Raw genomic sequence first — 18262 nt, forward strand, 5'->3', positions numbered from 1 at the left:
GGCAGGTGATGAAAGGTGAGTGCCACCGCTTGACAAGGTATAGGCGTAAACGTATGTTTCAAACACCTGTTTGATCGCCGCGTAACCCCAATCGTCGGCGCCGGGGCCGCGCCCTACAGTGACCACACGGTCATCCAATTCCAGGATTCACCAGCAGAGGTTTATCGCTATGCCTGACTACAAGGCCCCCTTGCGTGATATTCGCTTCGTCCGTGACGAGCTGCTCGGCTACGAAGCGCACTATCAGAGTCTGCCGGCATGCCAGGACGCAACGCCTGACATGGTCGACGCCATTCTCGAAGAAGGCGCCAAGTTTTGTGAGCAGGTCCTGGCGCCGTTGAACCGTGTGGGTGACATTGAGGGCTGCACCTGGAGCGAGTCCGGCGTGAAAACCCCGACCGGCTTCAAGGAAGCGTACAAGCAGTTCGTTGAAGGCGGCTGGCCGAGCCTGGCCCACGACGTCGCCCACGGCGGTCAGGGTCTGCCCGAATCGCTGGGCCTGGCGGTCAGCGAGATGGTCGGCGAAGCCAACTGGTCGTGGGGCATGTACCCAGGGTTGTCCCATGGCGCGATGAACACCATCTCCGAACACGGCACCCCTGAGCAGCAAGACGCTTACCTGACCAAACTGGTCTCGGGCGAGTGGACCGGCACCATGTGCCTGACAGAACCGCACTGCGGCACTGACCTGGGCATGTTGCGCACCAAGGCCGAGCCTCAGGCTGACGGGTCGTACAAAGTGTCCGGCACCAAGATCTTCATTTCCGCAGGCGAACACGACATGGCCGATAACATCGTCCACATCGTGCTGGCTCGCCTGCCTGATGCGCCTGCCGGTACTAAAGGGATTTCCCTGTTCATCGTGCCGAAGTTCGTGCCGGCTGCCGATGGCAGCGTTGGCGAGCGCAACGCAGTTAATTGCGGTTCGCTGGAACACAAGATGGGGATTCACGGCAACGCCACCTGCGTGATGAACTTCGACGGCGCCACCGGCTATCTGATCGGCCCGGCGAACAAGGGCCTGAACTGCATGTTCACGTTCATGAACACCGCCCGCCTGGGTACCGCGCTGCAGGGTCTGGCGCATGCCGAGATCGGTTTTCAGGGTGGCCTGAAATACGCCCGCGAGCGCCTGCAAATGCGTTCGCTGACCGGTCCCAAGGCTCCCGAAAAAGCCGCTGACCCGATCATCGTTCACCCTGACGTGCGTCGTATGTTGCTGACCATGAAGGCCTTCGCCGAAGGCACTCGCGCAATGGTGTACTTCACCGCCAAACAGGTCGACATCGCCAAGTACACCGACGATGCCGAAGCCAAGAAGCAAGCCGATGGCCTGTTGGCGTTCATGACGCCGATCGCCAAGGCGTTCATGACCGAAGTCGGTTTCGAGTCCGCCAACCATGGCGTTCAGGTCTACGGCGGCCACGGCTTCATCGCCGAGTGGGGCATGGAGCAGAACGTTCGTGATGCCCGCATTGCCATGCTGTACGAAGGCACCACCGGTATCCAGGCGCTCGACCTGCTGGGCCGTAAAGTGCTGATGACGCAGGGTGAGGCGCTCAAGGGCTTCACCAAGATCGTTCACAAGTTCTGCCAGTCGCAGGAAGGCAACGAAGCGGTCAGTGAGTTCGTGACGGCGCTTGCCGCGCTGAACAAAGAGTGGGGCGAACTGACCATGAAGGTCGGCATGGCTGCCATGAAAGACCGTGAAGAAGTCGGCGCCGCTTCGGTGGACTACCTGATGTACTCCGGTTATGCCTGCCTGGCGTACTTCTGGGCCGACATGGCGCGTGTAGCAGCCGAGAAACTGGCGGCGGGCACCAGCGAAGAAGCTTTCTACACCGCCAAGCTGCAAACGGCACGCTTCTACTTCCAGCGTATCCTGCCGCGCACTCGTACCCATGTGGCGACCATGTTGTCGGGCGCGAGCAACCTCATGGACATGAACGAAGAACACTTCGGTCTGGCCTACTGAGTTCCAGACGGTTTGTTCAAGCCGCTTGTCCTTCGGGATAAGCGGCTTTTTTGTGTCTGCGTAAATTCTCCTCATCCTATGCGTGAAGCGGCCGATACAGGCACAATGCCATTTACCCGGCCCTCTTATCATACGGTGAGGAGATAGTCCTTTTGCTGCGCCCCTCCGCCGCACGGCTCAGTCATTTTCTACCTTCTCTGGGGCTGCTTGTTGCCGGACTGGCGGCTGCGTACGTGAAAGACCTCAACGTGTTTTTCACTTCACTGTTCAACGTGCTGCCTACCCTCGTACTGTTGCTGGGTGGAGCCTATTGCGGCGTGTACAAGCGTCAGCGTGAACTGTTCCTGATGATCACGGTGTATATCGCTTATTTCCTGCTCGACACCCAGACCGATTACTACCGCGACAACGGCAAAGTCCGAGAGGACGCTGCTGTGGTGTTTCATCTGTGCTGTCTGTTGCTGCCGGTCATGTTTGGACTGTTCGCAGCCTGGGAGGAGCGCACCCACTTGTTTCAAGACCTCGTTGCGCGACTAGCCGTTTTGCTCGCGGTGGGCAGCGTCGCGCTGGGGCTGGAACAGAGTTTCCCAAGCGCGGTACTGGCCTGGTTGGCCGACATCCGCTGGCCGGCGCTGCATGGCGAATGGATGAGCCTGATTCAGCTGTCCTACGCGACGTTTTTGATTGCCTTTGCTGTTTTGCTGACCCAATACATCTACAAGCCTCGGCCCCTGCACGCCGCCCAATTGGTTGGGTTGCTCGGGCTGTTCTGGGCCTTGCCCAAGACATTCATCCTGCCATTCACCCTTAACATCATGTGCAGTCAGGTGATGCTGATGATTGCCGCAGCGGTGGCGCACGAGGCTTATCAAATGGCCTTTCGTGATGAGCTGACCGGCTTGCCGGGTCGGCGTGCTCTGAACGAACGGATGCAGCGACTGGGCCGCAATTACGTGCTGGCGATGAGCGACGTTGATCATTTCAAGAAATTCAACGACACCCATGGCCATGACGTCGGCGACCAGGTGCTGCGTCTGGTGGCCAGCAAGCTGTCGAAGATCACCAACGGCGGCGGGCGCGCCTATCGTTACGGCGGTGAAGAGTTCGCCATCGTTTTTGCAGGCAAGACCCTTGAGGAGTGCATGCCGCACCTTGAGGTGATTCGCGAGACCATCGCCAGTTATCAGATTCACCTGCGCAATCAGGACAGCCGCCCGAATGATGACCAGCAAGGGCGCCAACGTCGGGCCGGTTCTCAGGCATCAACGGTGTCGGTGACTGTCAGCATCGGCGTGGCCGAGCGTCAGCCTGAGCACCGCAATCCGGATGAAGTCTTAAAAGCAGCCGATCAAGCCCTGTACGCTGCCAAAGGTGCTGGCCGTAACTGCGTCATCAGCCATGCGCAGACCAGCAAGCGTGGCGCGGTGCGGATGGCTGCCGCCAGCTAAACACTCCCCTTTTTGTCTTAAAGCCCTTGGGTCTTTGCTCACGGGCAGCCTAGCGGCTGAGCCGCTTATGGTTGTGACCAGATAAGATAAAATAGTCACGCGTTGACCCTATGTGTCGCAAATGGTGTTCAGGTACACTCGTTCCACTGACGCATCGGCGCTGCAAAATCATTGTGGCGATGCTCATCCCACGAGTTTTTGCTGCTCAAACGAGGTTTGCCATGGCTGACTACAAAGCGCCTTTGCGCGATATGCGCTTCGTCCTCAATGAAGTGTTCGAAGTCTCCAGACTTTGGGCCACCCTTCCAGAACTGTCCGAGACAGTGGACGCCGAGACCGTCGAGGCGATTCTCGAGGAGGCGGGCAAAGTCACTGGCAGATCCGTTGCGCCGCTTAGCCGGGCAGCCGATGAAGAAGGCTGTCACTGGAACGACACCGTCGTGACCACGCCTGCGGGTTTCATCCAGGCCTACAAGACCTACGCAGAAGGCGGATGGGTCGGCGTAGGCGGGAATCCGGAATTCGGCGGCATGGGCATGCCCAAGGCGGTATCGGCTCAGGTCGAAGAGATGGTCAACTCTGCAAGCCTGGCATTCGGGTTGTACCCCATGTTGACCTCTGGCGCTTGCGTCTCGATCAACACGCATGCCAGTGAAGCGTTGAAGGCCAAATACCTGCCGAACATGTACGCCGGTGTCTGGGCCGGTTCGATGTGTCTGACCGAGGCTCACGCCGGCACAGACCTCGGCATCATCCGTACCAAGGCGCAGCCACAGGCCGACGGTTCTTACAAGATCAGCGGCACGAAGATCTTCATCACAGGCGGCGAGCACGACCTCACTGAAAACATCATTCACCTGGTTCTGGCCAAGCTACCTGACGCACCGGCAGGGCCGAAAGGCATCTCGCTGTTCCTCGTGCCAAAAATCATGGTGAACGATGACGGCAGCCTTGGCGCGCGCAACACGGTGTTCTGCGGCTCGATTGAGCACAAAATGGGCATCCAGGCATCGGCAACGTGCGTGATGAACTTCGATCAGGCTGAAGGCTACCTGATCGGCGAGCCGAACAAGGGCCTGGCGGCGATGTTCACCATGATGAACTACGAGCGTCTGGGCGTCGGCATTCAGGGCCTGGCCTCTGGCGAGCGTTCGTATCAGAACGCGATCGAATACGCCCGCGACCGCCTGCAGAGCAGGGCCCCGACGGGCGCGCAGTCCCGGGAGACCATCGCTGACCCGATCATTGTCCATCCCGATGTGCGTCGCATGCTATTGACCATGAAGGCGCTGAATGAGGGTGGGCGCGCTTTCTCCACCTACGTAGCGATGCAACTGGACACAGCCAAGTACAGCGAAGACGCTGAAGTGCGTCAGCGCGCCGACGCGTTGGTGGCATTGCTGACGCCTGTGGCCAAAGCCTTTCTTACCGATATGGGCCTCGATACCACCGTGCACGGCCAGCAGATTTTCGGTGGGCACGGCTACATTCGCGAATGGGGTCAGGAGCAGCTGGTGCGTGATGTGCGCATCACTCAGATTTACGAGGGCACCAACGGTATTCAGGCGCTCGACCTCATGGGTCGCAAAGTCGTTGCCAGCGGCGGTGCTCACTACCGGCTTTTCTCCGAAGAAGTCCGTCAGTTCATTGCTGCGTCTGACGCCTCGCAAGCTGAGTTCATCAAGCCGCTTGCCGCTGCGCTGACTACTCTGGATGAGCTTACCGACTGGGTACTCGACCGCGCGCGCAGTAACCCGAACGAAATCGGCGCTGCCTCTGTCGAGTATCTGCATGCTTTCGGGTACACGGCCTACGCTTACATGTGGGCGATGATGGCAAAGGCAGCGTGGGGGAAAGAAGGACAGGAAGATTTTTACGCCGGTAAACTCGGCACCGCACGTTTCTACTTCGCCCGTTTGCTGCCGCGTATCCAGTCGCTATCGGCCTCTGTCAAAGCGGGTAGCGAGTCCCTTTACTTGCTGGAGGCGTCACAGTTCTGACGCGTCGAAACCCATGTAAGCATTTGCTTACATGACGTGATGGCAATCGGCTCTAGCGCCTCAGTGGATCCAAGTTTAATCTACTTCACATGGACGTCGCGCAGGATGCGCAAACAGATAACAGGGACACGTAAGGGATTGCCTGCCAGGATGGCGGGAAGAAATGGAAGTCATGGGAAACAGTCTGGAAAACCTCGCTTAGGCGGGGTTTTCTTTTTTCTGCGTCCTGAAAAACTGCTCCTGTGTCAGCCGCTTCGTTTCATTCGCCTGTGTGCGGCAACCGCTCGATGATTGGCGCGGCGGAACCCCTGCAGCAGCCCAGGGTCGATTAGCTGTGCGGCCCCCAACGGGCCATTAATCAGGAGCTCCACCCATGGACATCATCCGCATCATCATCGCTATTCTGCTGCCACCCCTGGGCGTGTTCCTGCAAGTCGGTTTCGCTGGCGCCTTCTGGCTGAACATTCTGCTGACCCTGCTAGGCTACATTCCCGGGATCATCCACGCGATCTACATCATCGTCAGCCGCAAGTAACCCTAATCACTAACACTGCGCTTCCTGTCTCAGGTCAGCTGACATAGAGTCCGGCGTCGGACTTTATGATCAGGAAGCTCAGGGATGGACGTTGTTTTGGGATTGCTCGCCGCTCTGTTCTGGGGCGGCACAGATTTTCTGGTAGGGCTCAATGCCCGCGCGGTAGGGGTCAAGCGAGCGGTTTATATTGGTCAGGTGCTTGGCTTTCTGATCATGTGCGCGATATTGCTGTGCTACCCGACGTTCATCTCCAAATCATTCGCTGCGCCTTCGCACGTGTGGCTCTTGGGTGTGCTGGCCTCGGTTTTCACCGTCAGCGGCGCGCTGGCGCTATCCAAAGCGTTCGCGCTTGGTAAAGCCTCAATTGTGGCTCCCCTGGTGACGTCGTATGGCGTATTCACCACGCTGTTGTCGTGGGCGAGTGGCGAGCAGATCTCGATGACGCAGGTGTCGTTGATCGCCTTGTGTGTGCTGGGCGTTGTTTTGTCGAGCATGACGTCAGGTGACGATTCCAGGCCGAAAAAGCACAGCCGCCAACCAATAGTTTACGCACTGGGCGCCGCCTTCCTGTACGGGTCGAGTTTCTGGATGCAAGGCCGTTACGCGTTGCCAGCACTGGGCCCCGTCACGATGCTCTGGCTGGGGTATCTGGTCGGCCTCGCCGTTTTGTCGCCGATGATTTTGCGAACGAAAGACGCTATGAAGCTGCCGTCTGCACGCGCTGGGGTAACCCTCGTGGCCGCAAGCCTGCTGAATTTGGGTGGATTCTCTGCGTTCTCGTATGGCGCGATGGTGGGATCGATTTCCGTGGTCACCGTCATCAGCACCCTGTCAGGCGGTATCGCCGCCGTGCTTGGCTTCCTGTTCTTCAAAGAGCGGCTCTGCGCCATTCAGGTCTGCGGGGTAGGGCTCGTCTTGGTCGGCGCGGTAGCGCTGCACGTCTATGGATGAGTCAATCACGGGTTCGCGCACTTACACGTGCGATGTCGCTGGTTTGGCAGTTAACGCACAACCTTGGGGAGCGAGCTTGCTCGCGAAGACGCCAGTACACTCACTTAATCCTCAGAGTTTGCAGTGCCTTCTTCGTGAGCAAGCTCATTCCCACAGAACTGTGTTAGCAGCGTGAGTCAGTTACTGACATGCCCAGCGCTTGAGGCATCACCCATCAATTACCTTGCGATAAAACGCCCATTCCGCCTCCAGGGCGTGGGCGAGGTTGGCCGCCTTGCGGAAACCGTGGCGCTCTTCGGGATAGAAATGCCCTTCGGCCGGTATGCCGTTTTCCAGCAGTGCGTTAAGCATGTCGCGGGTCTGGGCGGGGACCACCACGGCGTCCAGTTCTCCTTGAAAGAAGATCACTGGAACCTTGATCTGAGCGGCATGCAGCAGTGGCGTGCGCTCCCGATAGCGGACCATCTCCAGGTCGGGGTCACCGATCAGCCAGTCCAGGTAATCCGCCTCGAACTTATGGGTGGCCTCGGCCAGCGCCAGCGGATCGCTCACGCCGTACAGGCTTGCGCCGGCGCGGAACACGTCTTTGAATGCCAACGCGCACAGCGTGGTGTATCCGCCGGCACTGCCGCCGCGGATGAATGCGTTCTGGGGATCGACGAGGCCTTGATTGCCCAGGTACTCCACCACCGCGCACGCATCTTCTACATCGACCACGCCCCATTCCAGGAACAACGCCTGGCGATACGCGCGGCCATAACCTGTGCTGCCGCGATAATTGAGGTCTGCGACGGCAAAGCCGCGTTGCGTCCAGAACTGGATACGCGGGTCCAGTGCGGGGTAACAGGCAGAGGTGGGGCCTCCGTGGATAAACACCAGCAGCGGCGGCTTTTCTTCGCCCGTCATGGCCGGATAGAAATACCCATGCGCTTCACTCGAACCGCTTGGATACGTCAAGGTCTGCGGCTGGCTGATGCGCTCCACCGGCAATGGGCTCACGCCACCGGCGAGTATGCGGACCCGCTTGTCGGCGCGGCTGATGGCAACCACCGCAGAGGGACTGACGGGCGACGCCGCGATGCAGTAAATATGGTCTGCATCCACCGCGAGGCTTCTAAAGCGGCTGTAATCGCCAGTGAAATCCTCCACCGAGCCCGACGCCGAACGCACGCCCAGCAGACCTTTCCCATCCTCGAACCAGGCGGCGAGATAGGCACCGTCCTCTAGCGGCATCCACGTCGCGGCGCCCAGTTGCCAAGGCGCCGAGGCATGATCGGCAGGGGCGGCGGGCAGCGCTTCAAAGCCCTCGAGGGTTTCACTCCAAGGTTGCCAGAACCCGGCGCGGTCGGTGAGGCAGTACAAGCGGCCAGCTTCATCAAAGCGGGGCTGCTGCAACGATTCCAGTCCTAGCCCGCCTGCGAGGCAGCGTGGCCGACCCCACGCAAGATCGGCCTGACGCTCGACGCTCATCAGGCGCGTCGACGTCCAGGGCTGATGCGGTCGCCACCATTCGATCCACACCAGACGCTGGCCATCCGGGCTCACCGTCGGTGACGCATAGAAGTCGGCGCCCTCGGCCAGCACATGACGGCGGCCATCGGTGATATCGATCGCGACCAGCCGATGGGTGTCGTGATCCTCTTCGACGGCCAGAATCTGCCCGCGCGCATACCGGACATCTCCGAAGAGCTTGTCGCCCCGGGTCAGCGCGTGAGGTGAAGGAGAGTCGAAGGCTTGCAGGTAAATTTGCTGGTCCGCTTCGTTGACGAACACCACGGCATAGTCGGTCAGGCAGAACGAACCACCGCCGTATTCATAGACCCGACTGCGGGCGCTGAAGCCTTCCGGTGTCAGGCACTGAGCTTTGCCTTCGTGCCAGCGCCAGATGCGCGTCGCGGCATCCTGCGGGCGGAATTCACTCCAGAAAAGGCCCGCAGGGCTGACGCTGAGTTCGGCGAAATCGGTGCCTGCCGCCACGGCCTGGGCGGCAGAGAGAAGGTCAGGACTTGGCGATGAGGCGTGAGTTTCGTTCATTGCGGAAGGCCAGTTGCTCGATGGTCTGGCTAGCATACTCGGCTTCATCGCGGGCCTGGGTGATCAAGTGGTGCTGGGGCGACTTGCTGCACACCGGGTCTGTGTTGCTCGCATCGCCGGTGAGCATGAACGCCTGACACCGGCAGCCGCCGAAGTCTTTTTCCTTCTCGTCGCACGAGCGGCATGGCTCGGGCATCCACTCGTACCCGCGAAAACGATTGAAGCCGAATGACTCGTACCAGATGTGCTGCATCGTGTGATCGCGCACATTGGGAAACTGAATCGGCATTTGCCGCGCGCCGTGGCAGGGCAGGGCCGTACCGTCCGGTGTCACTGTGAGGAACAGATTGCCCCAGCCGTTCATGCACGCTTTTGGCCGCTCTTCGTAGTAATCGGGCGTAACGAAGATGAGCTTTACCGGGTGGTTTTCAGCAGCAAGCTTGGCGCGGTACTCGTTGGTAATGCGCTCGGCACGCACGAGCTGGTCTTTGGTCGGCAGCAAGCCCACGCGATTCAGGTGAGCCCAGCCGTAGAACTGACAAGTCGCCAGCTCGACAAAATCGGCCTCAAGCGCCACACACAGCTCGATGATCTTGTCGATCTTGTCGATGTTGTGCCGGTGGGTCACGAAGTTGAGGACCATCGGGTAGCCATGCTTTTTCACGGCACGGGCCATCTCGAGCTTCTGCGCGAAGGCCTTCTTCGAGCCGGCGAGCATGTTGTTCACTTGCTCGTCGCTCGCCTGGAAGCTGATCTGGATGTGGTCCAGCCCTGCTTCCTTGAAATCGATGATCTTCTGTTCGGTAAGGCCAATGCCGGAGGTGATCAAGTTGGTGTAAAAGCCCAGCCGCCGTGCCTCGGCGATCAGCTCGGCCAGATCCTGACGCACCAGCGGCTCGCCGCCTGAGAAGCCGATCTGCGCCGCGCCCATTTGCCGGGCTTCGGCCATGACCTTGAACCACTGCTCAGTGGTGAGCTCCTGCCCCTGCTTGGCGAAATCCAGCGGATTGGAGCAATACGGGCACTGCAGCGGGCAACGATAGGTCAGCTCGGCGAGCAGCCACAGCGGCAGCCCGACCGGAGGCGTGGGCGGAATGTACGGGCTGGCTGCGGTGTTCAATGACTCAGGCAAATTCGATCCAGAGTTCTGCACGGGCGACCTCCATGAATTGCTCGACATCGGTGCCGAGCTCGGGAACGCCGGGAAATTTTTCGTCGAGCAACGCGATGATGGCGCCGACGCTGCGCTGACCATCGATCAGGCCACCAATCTCACTCGCGCTTTCATTGAGCTTGATCATGCCTTCAGGGTAGAGCAGCACGTGGCCATTTTGTGCCGGCTCGAACTGGTAACGGTAACCGCGGCGCCAGTTGGGCACCTGTTCACGATTGAAGCTCATAGGGCGATTCCTTTGTGCCAGACGCGTTGGTCAGTCACGCTGTGATAGGGCGGGCGGTTCAGCTCGTACGCCATGCTCATGGCATCCAGCATGCTCCACAAAATGTCGAGCTTGAACTGCAGGATTTCCAGCATGCGCTGCTGGCCTTCCCGCGTGGTGTAGTGCTGCAGCGTGATCGCCAGACCGTGCTCCACGTCGCGGCGGGCCTGACCCAGGCGAGTGCGGAAGTACTCGTAGCCGGCCGGATCGATCCATGGGTAATGCTGCGGCCAGCTGTCCAGACGGGATTGATGAATTTGAGGTGCAAACAGCTCGGTCAACGAACTGCTCGCCGCTTCCTGCCAATTGGCGCGGCGGGCGAAGTTGACATAGGCATCGACGGCGAATCGTACCCCGGGCAGGACGAGTTCCTGCGAACGCAGCTGGTCAGGATCAAGGCCCACGGCCTGGCCCAGACGCAGCCACGCTTCAATGCCACCGTCTTCACCGGGGGCGCCGTCATGATCGAGCAGACGCTGAATCCATTCGCGACGGATTTCCCGATCAGGACAGTTGGCAAGGATCGCCGCATCCTTCAGCGGAATGTTGACCTGATAGTAGAACCGGTTTGCGACCCAGCCCTGAATCTGCTCGCGGGTCGCACGCCCTTCGTACATCGCCACATGAAAGGGGTGATAGATGTGGTAGTACGCGCCCTTGGCGCGCAGGGCCTGTTCGAATTCAGCGGGGGACAGCGGCGTTGCATCGCTCATGTCGGCAGTTCTCGTCAAGAATTTCCGCAGATCCTGTGGGGTGAGCCTCCTCACTTAAAGCCATCTACCTGTGCCGCATCGGCAGGCTGACCTGGCAGCTTCATGAGCAAACTTCGCCCCACAGTGGGGTTGTTTAGCGTTTCTAGAGCTCGATGCTCATCCCATCGAACGCCACTTCAACATTGCGCCTGGCCAGTTCAGCACGCTCTGGCGAGTCTTCGTCCAAAATCGGGTTGGTGTTGTTGATGTGAATAAGCACCTTGCGCTGCTGCGGTAACCGCTCCAGCACTTCGAGCATACCGCCGGGACCGTTTTGCGCCAGATGGCCCATTTCCGTTCCGGTGCGGGTGCCGACGCCACGGCGCTGCATCTCGTCGTCGTCCCACATCGTGCCGTCGACCAGCAGGCAGTCGGCGCCGCTCATTTTCTGCATGAGGGCATCATCGACTTTGCCCAGGCCCGGCGCATAGAACAGCTTGCCGCCGGTGCGCAGGTCTTCAACCATCAGACCGATGTTATCGCCCGGGTGCGGATCGAATCGGTGTGGCGAGTAGGGTGGTGCCGCGCTGCGCAGAGGGAAGGGCGTAAAGCGCAGATTCGGGCAGGCCGGGATGATAAAGCTGCCTTCCAGTTCGATACGGTTCCAGTCCAGCCCGCCGTTCCAGTGTTTGAGCATGTTGAACAGCGGAAACCCGGTGCTGAGGTCTTCATGGACCATGTCCGTGCACCAGACCTGATGCGGGCAGCCTTCGCGCAGGCTGAGCAAGCCGGTAGTGTGGTCGATCTGGCTGTCCATCAGGATGATCGCGCTGATGCCGGTATCGCGCAGGCCGCGATTGGGCTGCATCGGGGCGAACCCCTGAAGCTGGGCGCGGATGTCGGGAGAGGCGTTGCACAAGATCCAGTTCACACCGTCGTCCGACAGCGCGATGGACGACTGGGTACGCGCGTGCGCTCGCAGACTGCCGTCACGAAAGCCTGCGCAGTTGGCGCAGTTGCAGTTCCACTGGGGGAAACCACCGCCGGCAGCGGAACCGAGGATCTGGATGTGCATGTAAGCCCCATAGCGACGGGCCGGTTCGGCCCTGAATTCAGAATCGCGTTAATAAAAAAGCCCCGGCGAACCGAGGCTTCTCACCGCGTAACAATCAACGGCTTGCGAAGTACATGGTGACTTCAAAGCCGATACGCAGATCAGTGTAAGCAGGTTTAGTCCACATAATTGACTCCTTCTGGGTTAGTGCCGCGGTGGGTGAGTACATTCATTAGTGCTCCTGCGCGAGGAGACGTTCAAATGCTTAGGGGGCTATGTTACTAAAATTATCGAAGGGTCGATGATGAAATATCCGATAAAGACCCTTGCGCAACCGGCAATGATCCGCCTGCTGTGGCCTGCGGCTATGGCGGGTTAGAGCGGTTTGAGAGACACAGCCGGATACGGCCCGACTGGGCCAGCCGATCAGCGGCTGTCAGCAGTGCGTGGTGATCAAGATGTTTTAGAGAATGTTGCAAGCCCTCGAAGTAGCCTCGCCCATGACCTGCCAAATGCGCCTGCCAGAGTATTTCGGCCGCCTGTGCGTGCTCCAGTTCAGCCAGATCAAGTTGAGCGCGCAACGTTTTCAACTGAGCCGGTACGTCTGCCTCGGCAATCAGCGTTGGCAGGCGCTCAATGAACGTCTCGATATGGGCCACGATCTGTCCGATGCTGGCGCTGGGTGACTGCACGCCGAACAGCAGCCCGCCATGGCCGGCAATTTGCCGGAAGCCGCTGAAAACCGCGTAGCCCAATTGCAGTTCTACACGCAGACGCTGGTAGAACGGGGCCTGCATCAGCTGTGCGAAGAGTCGCCATGCAGCTTCATCGTCGAGTGAAGCTGACGGCGTCGGATAGAACATCAACAGCGCACTTTCGGAAGAATCCGACGCTTCGGTTATCCACCGCGTGCCTGTGTCGCGTGGCGCCGTGCCAGGCGGAAGCTCCGCAATGCCATGGATGAGGCGGGCGGCGCTGCACACCTCACTTTGCGCCGAGCCTTCCAGACCTGTAGCTAAACCGGTCCAGCGTGCCGTAGACCAGGCACGTTCGAGACCTATCGCTTGTCTGGTGTTCTGGTTGTTCAAATAATGATCAGGCAACGACTTCAGCAGTTGACGGATCGGAATGGCCGCAGGTTCGCTGTCCATCGCGCCACGGTGTTCCCGATCACGACTCTCAGGCGCGCCAAGCACGCGCAGCGCCGCTTCCAGCACAGCGGGCAGGGGCTTTGCCAAACCGTAGGCTTTCACTTGCCAGTAGTTGCCGTAACTGCCGAATGCCAGCGTCACACCCGCATGCCCGGCCTGGAGGATCAGCGGTTTTAGGCGATCTTCCAGCATTCGTGCAAGCAATGGCTGCGAAGTGGCCAGCGTCCAGCGCAGGTATACCGCAGCTTCTCCAGTCGCTGGCAGGGCGTCGCTGAATGTCAACGCAGTCAGGGGCGAACTCGGCGCAGCGATGGACCTTGTCTGCTTGAGGAAGGGATTGGGGGCGGGCAGGTGCCACTCGAAATTCGAAGGGGCATGCGCGGAGGATAGGGTCTCTGCGCGCACTAGGGTCTGAAGCGTGAGCCGGTCGAACAGCGACTCTACAGCGTCCGTCGAAAGACCGCGCGCATCCAGTCCCGCGCTAAAATGCCGGGCCAGCGCCAGCGCGTCACTCACGGCCAGACGGCGCTGCTCCAGCAACGCATGCTCATCGAGCAAATGACGGTAATGCGACCTGAGAAAAGTCAGCCAATCAAAGACCAGCGTCGAGACGTGTGTTGCAGCGTCTGGCGTGCTCAGAGCCAGTTCTATGTCGATCAGTGCCTGGTCGCCAAACCCATAGATCGCCTCGGCCTTGAGCGACTCAATCAACCCTCGGCCACGCAAAGCCGCCACCAGACCACCCGCCTGCGCGTCATTCATCCACATACACAGAAACCCAGCCGCTTGCTCATGCCCGCCCGGCAAGTCCTCGCAGGCAAACGTCAGGTGCATCTGCCGCAGGTCGGCTTTGGAAATTGCGCGGGGTGTTCCGGCAAGCAACGGTGGCGGCTTGTGCTGCTCTACCTTCTCACCCTTGGCGAAATAGGCGCCGAACTCTGCCGCCAGCGCCTCAAGCTCATCCAGAGGTTGAGGCCCGGCGAGGCTAAGCGTGATTTGCCCGGCTTGATAAAAGCGGCGATAGAAATCCTGCAGCGCATGCTGAAAGGTCTGGCGCGGAACCGGCAGGCTGTAGCGATTGCCAGCATGAAAGCCGCGCAGGGGATGCGCCGCGGACAGAGACTGCAAAAGTCTGAGCCGCTCACGGGCGGAATCGTCGCGTGTCCACGCGATGAATTCTGCGTGCAAGACCTCTCGCTCGCGCAACTGGTCAGCCATCGTCATACGCGGACGCACCAGCATCTCGCACAAACGGTCCAGGCCGTTACGGAACACCGCTCGCGGCAGCTCGAAGAAAAAATCGGTGGTGCGTTCGCGCGTGCTGGCATTCACCTGGCCACCATGACGCTGGACGAAGGCCATCAGGTTTTCATTTCCCGGGAATCGCTCGGTGCCCAGAAAGAACAAATGCTCAAGGAAATGCGCCAGTCCCGGCCAGCGCGGCGAAACGTCGTGACTGCCCGCCGCCACGCGCACTGCGGCGGCGCAACGCTTCAACCGTGGCACTGAACTGAGCACCACGCGCAAGCCGTTCGGCAGGGTCACGGATCGTTGGGCGATGGAATCGGGCATGGGGTGTTTGCATGGCGTGATCATGGATTGGCCATGCTAGCGGATACTCAGGCGCGGCGCGTATCTCTCGGTCACCCGACGTGGCTCAGCGATCGCGGCACACGGTCAAGCAGCAGCTTTTAACGGCAGGAGTCAGGCTGCCGTGCGAATGAGTTACGTGCCGCTCAGCTGTTGCCCAAACCCTTGTAAAAGCCCGGTCGACGATCCTTGAAATACGTGTTGATCGCTTTGGATTCGCCCATCGATTCACGGTCCAGCTCTGCAATCACCAGCGCCTCATCCTGGCCTGCGAGACCGATCTGTCTGCCGTCCGGGGCACAGATGCTGCTCAAGCCGCAGTAGTGGATTTCGCCCTCGCTGCCGCAATAATTGGCGTAAACCAGATAGCACTGGTTCTCGAAGGCACGAGCCCGCACGGTGACCTCTGCAACAAAATCGTAAGGGGCCATGTTCGCAGTGGGCACCAGAATCAGGTCCACGCCGGCCAGGGCCAGACGACGCGTATTCTCGGGAAACTCGACGTCGTAGCAGATCAGAAATCCCAGCTTCCAGCCTTCGAATTCCACCACCGGAAAGTGCTCGTCACCCGCACTGAACATCGCATTGTCCAGCGCGCCATAGAGATGCGTCTTACGGTAATTGCAGAGCCGAACGCCGTGTGCGTCGATCAACTGCACCGCGTTATACACCTGCCCGTCACTGCTGAGCTCGGGGTAGCCATACAGGATCGCCACTCCCGCCGCTCGCGCAATCTCGGCGATCCTCACAGCGGCGGGGCCGTCACAGGCTTGGGCCAGATCCCGTGCGGCCTGTGCGCCGATGTTGTACCCGGTCAAAAACATCTCCGGGCACACCAGCAAGGCAGCCCCCTGCGCCGCTGCCTCGACCGTTTGTTTCTCGAGGCGGCGAAGGTTGGCACTGACATCCAGTGGCAGCGGCACGCATTGAAAGAGGGCGACACGCATAAAGGTCTCCTTATTCCGGCAGCACGATGGGGCCGATCTCGTGGAATACATCGCCAGGCCCCGGGTTTTCGGCGTGGGTCTTGCCACCAAAGTGAGTCATGATGCCCCACACCGCGTTAAGCGAAGTCTGCACAGCGCCTTCCACCCACGCGGGCGTCCACGACACGTCGTCACCGGCAATGAAAATGCCGCGCTGCTCGTCTGGCATGTCCTTTTGCATGAAGTGCGCGTACATCCGCTGGTTGTAGCGATAGTGGCCGGGCAGCGCGCCTTTGAAAGCGCCGAGGAAGTGCGGGTCCGATTCCCACGACACGGTGATCGGGTCTCCGATGATGCGCGCGGCGATATCGACCTTCGGGTAAATCTTTTTCAGCGCGCCGAGCGCCAGGCTGACGCGCTTCTCGACGGGGTGAGGCAGCATCTTCAGCGCGTCGCTCATCCAAGAGTACGACAGGCAAATGACCCCCGGCTTTTCGACACCGTTGGAATAGGTGCCGTTATCGAACAGGTAGGTGCCCCGGGTCAGGCGATCGGTCAGGGTCATGCTCATCAGGTCGCGACCGGTTTCCGGGTCCTTGTCCTTCCAGAAGGGACGATCAACCATGACGAAGGTCTTGGACGACTGCATATAGCGCGTGCGGTCCAGCGCCATCCACATCTTCTGCGAGAACAGCGACTCCTCGCACTCGATTTGCGTGGTCAGCAGCCAGCTCTGGCAGGTGGCGAGAACCGCGTCGTAATGGCGGACATCACCTAGATTGTCAGTCACTGCAAACTGACCATTGGCGGCGCGGCTTATGCCTTTCACGCCCGTGCGCGGCGCGCCCCGGTGCAACGTCGACAAGCTGGTGCCTTCGGGCCAGTGCGTGCAACGCTCGGGAGCGTGGCGCCAGATGCCCATCGGAACCTGGCCGACGCCACCGACAATCAGGTGCTGATGATCGTCGCAATTGGTCATGACGACCCTGAAGATCTCCAGCATCGAGTTGGGGAAGTCCGAGTCCCAGCCGCCGGTACCAAAGCCCACCTGTCCAAAGACTTCGCGGTGATAGAACGACAATTTGGCAAAGGCTTTCGATGTGGCGACGAAATCGTAAAACGTGCGGTCATCCCAAAGAGGTACCAGCGTGTTCCACAGCGCCTTGAGCCGAGGCACATCGCGATCACGGATCGCTTGCTGAATGTCGGCGAACTGCGAGCCCTCTTCCAGCGCATCGGCCCAGGCGTCAGCCACTTCCTGAAACAGCGCAGGCAGATCCGATAATTTCTGTGCGTAGTGAGTGCTGCCTTCCAGATCAATTACTGTGCTGCCGGACGCAGCGGTCAATGGGTTGGGGAAGGGTCTGGATTCCAGGCCGAGCTTGTCGACGTAGTGATAGAAGGCAGTGGAGGAGACCGGGAAGCGCATGCCCCCCAGTTCGGCGATGATGCCTTCAGCGCCTTCGAACTGCTGAGAGCGCAGACGCCCGCCCATTTTCGAGGCCTCGTAAACGACGGGCTTGAGGCCCAGCTTCATCAGCTCATACGCGGCAACCAGACCTGCGATACCTGCGCCGACAATGGCGACCTCTTTGCCCAGATTCTCCGTCGGAATACTGCCCAGGCCCGCCGGGTGTTCAATCCAGTCGTCGAACGCGAACGGAAAGTCCGGGCCGAAAATCGTGATCGGTTTTTTTCCGTCGGCGGGGTGGCGATTGTTCTTCATGACTGACCTTGTTCGACTGAGGCGCGAAAGGGGACAAGTCTAGATAACAGCGGAGACGTTAATAAGACGCAAAGTGTCGTCGTAATGCAGGAATTAATAACAATCCGACGAGGAGGTGCGTCAGATTGTCTGGTCAGTCGACTTCTATGACGGCTGTCCGCGATCAATCTTGCTGCTCAGGATGATCGAAGTGGTGGTTTTTTCGACGCCATCGACGCTGCCGATCAGGTCGAGCATTTGGTCCAGTTGCTCCGGCGACTCAGTGCGCAGCCAGGCGACGTAATCGAACTCGCCGCTCACGGCGCACAGTTGCTGTACCTGAGCGAGCGCGCTCAACCGGCGCAGCACTTCCTTTCCCGAACGAGGCTGAACGGTAATCCCGACGTAAGCCTGCAGACCGCCATCCGCAAGACGCTGCCCCAGCCGCACACCGTATCCGGTAATCACTCGGGTTTTCTCCAGCCGCGCCAGCCGAGAGGTCACGGTTGTGCGCGCAATACCCAATTGCCGCGCCAGGTTGGCTACGGGTTCCCGAGCATTGATTTGCAGTGCTGCGATCAGTTTACGGTCGATGTCATCAAGCGCTGGGGGGCGAGTGTCGGGCAAGGCGGGTCTCCTTCGGCAAGCGGAGCATGTTAGGAGATTCCTCTGGCGTTGGGGCGATATTCAAGCCGTTTGACCGTATCTGCGCAAAGGCAGAACGCCTAAAGCACTGTCTTGAATGGTCGTTTTTTGCTCATA

At 59.8% G+C, this 18262-nt stretch carries 15 protein-coding genes; 5 read left to right on the forward strand and 10 right to left on the reverse strand.

From position 1 onward, the window contains the following. The first annotated feature begins 169 nt into the window (after window positions 1–169). The 5 genes from LT42_RS24015 to LT42_RS24035 all read left to right on the forward strand — a co-directional run bounded on the left by LT42_RS24015 (window position 170) and on the right by LT42_RS24035 (window position 6909). Complete coding sequence (locus tag LT42_RS24015) at window positions 170–1975, forward strand: phenylacyl-CoA dehydrogenase (RefSeq protein WP_037019079.1); 1806 nt, start codon at window positions 170–172, stop codon at window positions 1973–1975. Window positions 1976–2127: 152 nt separating this feature from the next. Further along, a complete protein-coding gene (locus LT42_RS24020) occupies window positions 2128–3423 on the forward strand; it encodes a GGDEF domain-containing protein (protein WP_037019081.1) in 1296 nt (431 codons plus the stop codon). 221 nt (window positions 3424–3644) lie between these two features. Beyond that, window positions 3645–5423, forward strand: a complete 1779-nt coding sequence (locus LT42_RS24025) for an acyl-CoA dehydrogenase C-terminal domain-containing protein (RefSeq protein WP_037019083.1) — start codon at window positions 3645–3647, stop codon at window positions 5421–5423. A 373-nt stretch (window positions 5424–5796) separates the two neighbouring features. Next, window positions 5797–5958 carry a YqaE/Pmp3 family membrane protein gene (locus tag LT42_RS25025; RefSeq protein WP_037019089.1) on the forward strand — a complete coding sequence of 54 codons (162 nt, stop codon included), beginning with the start codon at window positions 5797–5799 and terminating at the stop codon, window positions 5956–5958. Window positions 5959–6042: 84 nt separating this feature from the next. Continuing rightward, complete coding sequence (locus LT42_RS24035; protein WP_208855927.1) at window positions 6043–6909, forward strand: DMT family transporter; 867 nt, start codon at window positions 6043–6045, stop codon at window positions 6907–6909. 207 nt (window positions 6910–7116) lie between these two features. On the opposite strand, the gene LT42_RS24040 is transcribed toward LT42_RS24035, so the two are convergent. From LT42_RS24040 to LT42_RS24085, 10 genes are all read right to left on the reverse strand, one after another. Further along, entirely contained in the window at window positions 7117–8943 is a 1827-nt protein-coding gene (locus LT42_RS24040) for a S9 family peptidase (RefSeq protein ID WP_037019090.1), read from the reverse strand. Continuing rightward, window positions 8909–10096: a pyrroloquinoline quinone biosynthesis protein PqqE gene (gene pqqE / locus LT42_RS24045; RefSeq protein ID WP_162835425.1), complete on the reverse strand. Its 1188-nt coding sequence runs from the start codon at window positions 10094–10096 to the stop codon at window positions 8909–8911. Before pqqE ends, LT42_RS24040 begins: the two co-directional genes overlap by 35 nt. Next, the gene (pqqD, locus tag LT42_RS24050) at window positions 10068–10343 is read right to left on the reverse strand and encodes a pyrroloquinoline quinone biosynthesis peptide chaperone PqqD (RefSeq protein WP_037019092.1); all 276 of its coding nucleotides are present in this window, start codon (window positions 10341–10343) and stop codon (window positions 10068–10070) included. Before pqqD ends, pqqE begins: the two co-directional genes overlap by 29 nt. Next, window positions 10340–11095 (reverse strand): pyrroloquinoline-quinone synthase PqqC, encoded by a 756-nt coding sequence (pqqC, locus tag LT42_RS24055; protein ID WP_037019094.1) that lies wholly within the window; start codon window positions 11093–11095, stop codon window positions 10340–10342. The genes pqqD and pqqC overlap by 4 nt, the downstream gene beginning before the upstream one ends. Before the next feature lie 142 nt (window positions 11096–11237). Then, the gene (gene pqqB / locus LT42_RS24060; RefSeq protein ID WP_037019096.1) at window positions 11238–12149 is read right to left on the reverse strand and encodes a pyrroloquinoline quinone biosynthesis protein PqqB; all 912 of its coding nucleotides are present in this window, start codon (window positions 12147–12149) and stop codon (window positions 11238–11240) included. 94 nt (window positions 12150–12243) lie between these two features. Then, window positions 12244–12315, reverse strand: coding sequence for a pyrroloquinoline quinone precursor peptide PqqA (pqqA, locus tag LT42_RS24065; protein WP_008365141.1), 72 nt, complete (start codon window positions 12313–12315; stop codon window positions 12244–12246). A 178-nt stretch (window positions 12316–12493) separates the two neighbouring features. After that, window positions 12494–14851 carry a pyrroloquinoline quinone biosynthesis protein PqqF gene (gene pqqF / locus LT42_RS24070; protein ID WP_037019097.1) on the reverse strand — a complete coding sequence of 786 codons (2358 nt, stop codon included), beginning with the start codon at window positions 14849–14851 and terminating at the stop codon, window positions 12494–12496. 164 nt (window positions 14852–15015) lie between these two features. After that, complete coding sequence (locus tag LT42_RS24075) at window positions 15016–15816, reverse strand: carbon-nitrogen hydrolase family protein (protein ID WP_037019099.1); 801 nt, start codon at window positions 15814–15816, stop codon at window positions 15016–15018. 10 nt (window positions 15817–15826) lie between these two features. Then, window positions 15827–17521 carry a flavin monoamine oxidase family protein gene (locus LT42_RS24080; protein WP_037019102.1) on the reverse strand — a complete coding sequence of 565 codons (1695 nt, stop codon included), beginning with the start codon at window positions 17519–17521 and terminating at the stop codon, window positions 15827–15829. A gap of 144 nt (window positions 17522–17665) precedes the next feature. Continuing rightward, complete coding sequence (locus tag LT42_RS24085) at window positions 17666–18127, reverse strand: Lrp/AsnC family transcriptional regulator (protein ID WP_037019104.1); 462 nt, start codon at window positions 18125–18127, stop codon at window positions 17666–17668. Between the last annotated feature and the right edge of the window lie 135 nt (window positions 18128–18262).

It is taken from the genome of Pseudomonas lutea, assembly GCF_000759445.1.
GTDB lineage: Bacteria > Pseudomonadota > Gammaproteobacteria > Pseudomonadales > Pseudomonadaceae > Aquipseudomonas > Aquipseudomonas lutea.

Excerpts from the sequence above, each read along its gene's own strand:
- LT42_RS24015 (WP_037019079.1), top strand. The coding sequence starts at position 170 with ATGCCTGACTACAAGGCCCCCTTGCGTGATATTCGCTTCGTCCGTGAC.
- LT42_RS24025 (WP_037019083.1), top strand. The coding sequence starts at position 3,645 with ATGGCTGACTACAAAGCGCCTTTGCGCGATATGCGCTTCGTCCTCAAT.
- LT42_RS25025 (WP_037019089.1), top strand. The coding sequence starts at position 5,797 with ATGGACATCATCCGCATCATCATCGCTATTCTGCTGCCACCCCTGGGC.
- LT42_RS24035 (WP_208855927.1), top strand. The coding sequence starts at position 6,043 with ATGGACGTTGTTTTGGGATTGCTCGCCGCTCTGTTCTGGGGCGGCACA.
- LT42_RS24040 (WP_037019090.1), bottom strand. The coding sequence starts at position 8,943 with ATGAACGAAACTCACGCCTCATCGCCAAGTCCTGACCTTCTCTCTGCC.
- pqqD (WP_037019092.1), bottom strand. The coding sequence starts at position 10,343 with ATGAGCTTCAATCGTGAACAGGTGCCCAACTGGCGCCGCGGTTACCGT.
- pqqC (WP_037019094.1), bottom strand. The coding sequence starts at position 11,095 with ATGAGCGATGCAACGCCGCTGTCCCCCGCTGAATTCGAACAGGCCCTG.
- pqqB (WP_037019096.1), bottom strand. The coding sequence starts at position 12,149 with ATGCACATCCAGATCCTCGGTTCCGCTGCCGGCGGTGGTTTCCCCCAG.
- pqqF (WP_037019097.1), bottom strand. The coding sequence starts at position 14,851 with ATGCCCGATTCCATCGCCCAACGATCCGTGACCCTGCCGAACGGCTTG.
- LT42_RS24075 (WP_037019099.1), bottom strand. The coding sequence starts at position 15,816 with ATGCGTGTCGCCCTCTTTCAATGCGTGCCGCTGCCACTGGATGTCAGT.
- LT42_RS24080 (WP_037019102.1), bottom strand. The coding sequence starts at position 17,521 with ATGAAGAACAATCGCCACCCCGCCGACGGAAAAAAACCGATCACGATT.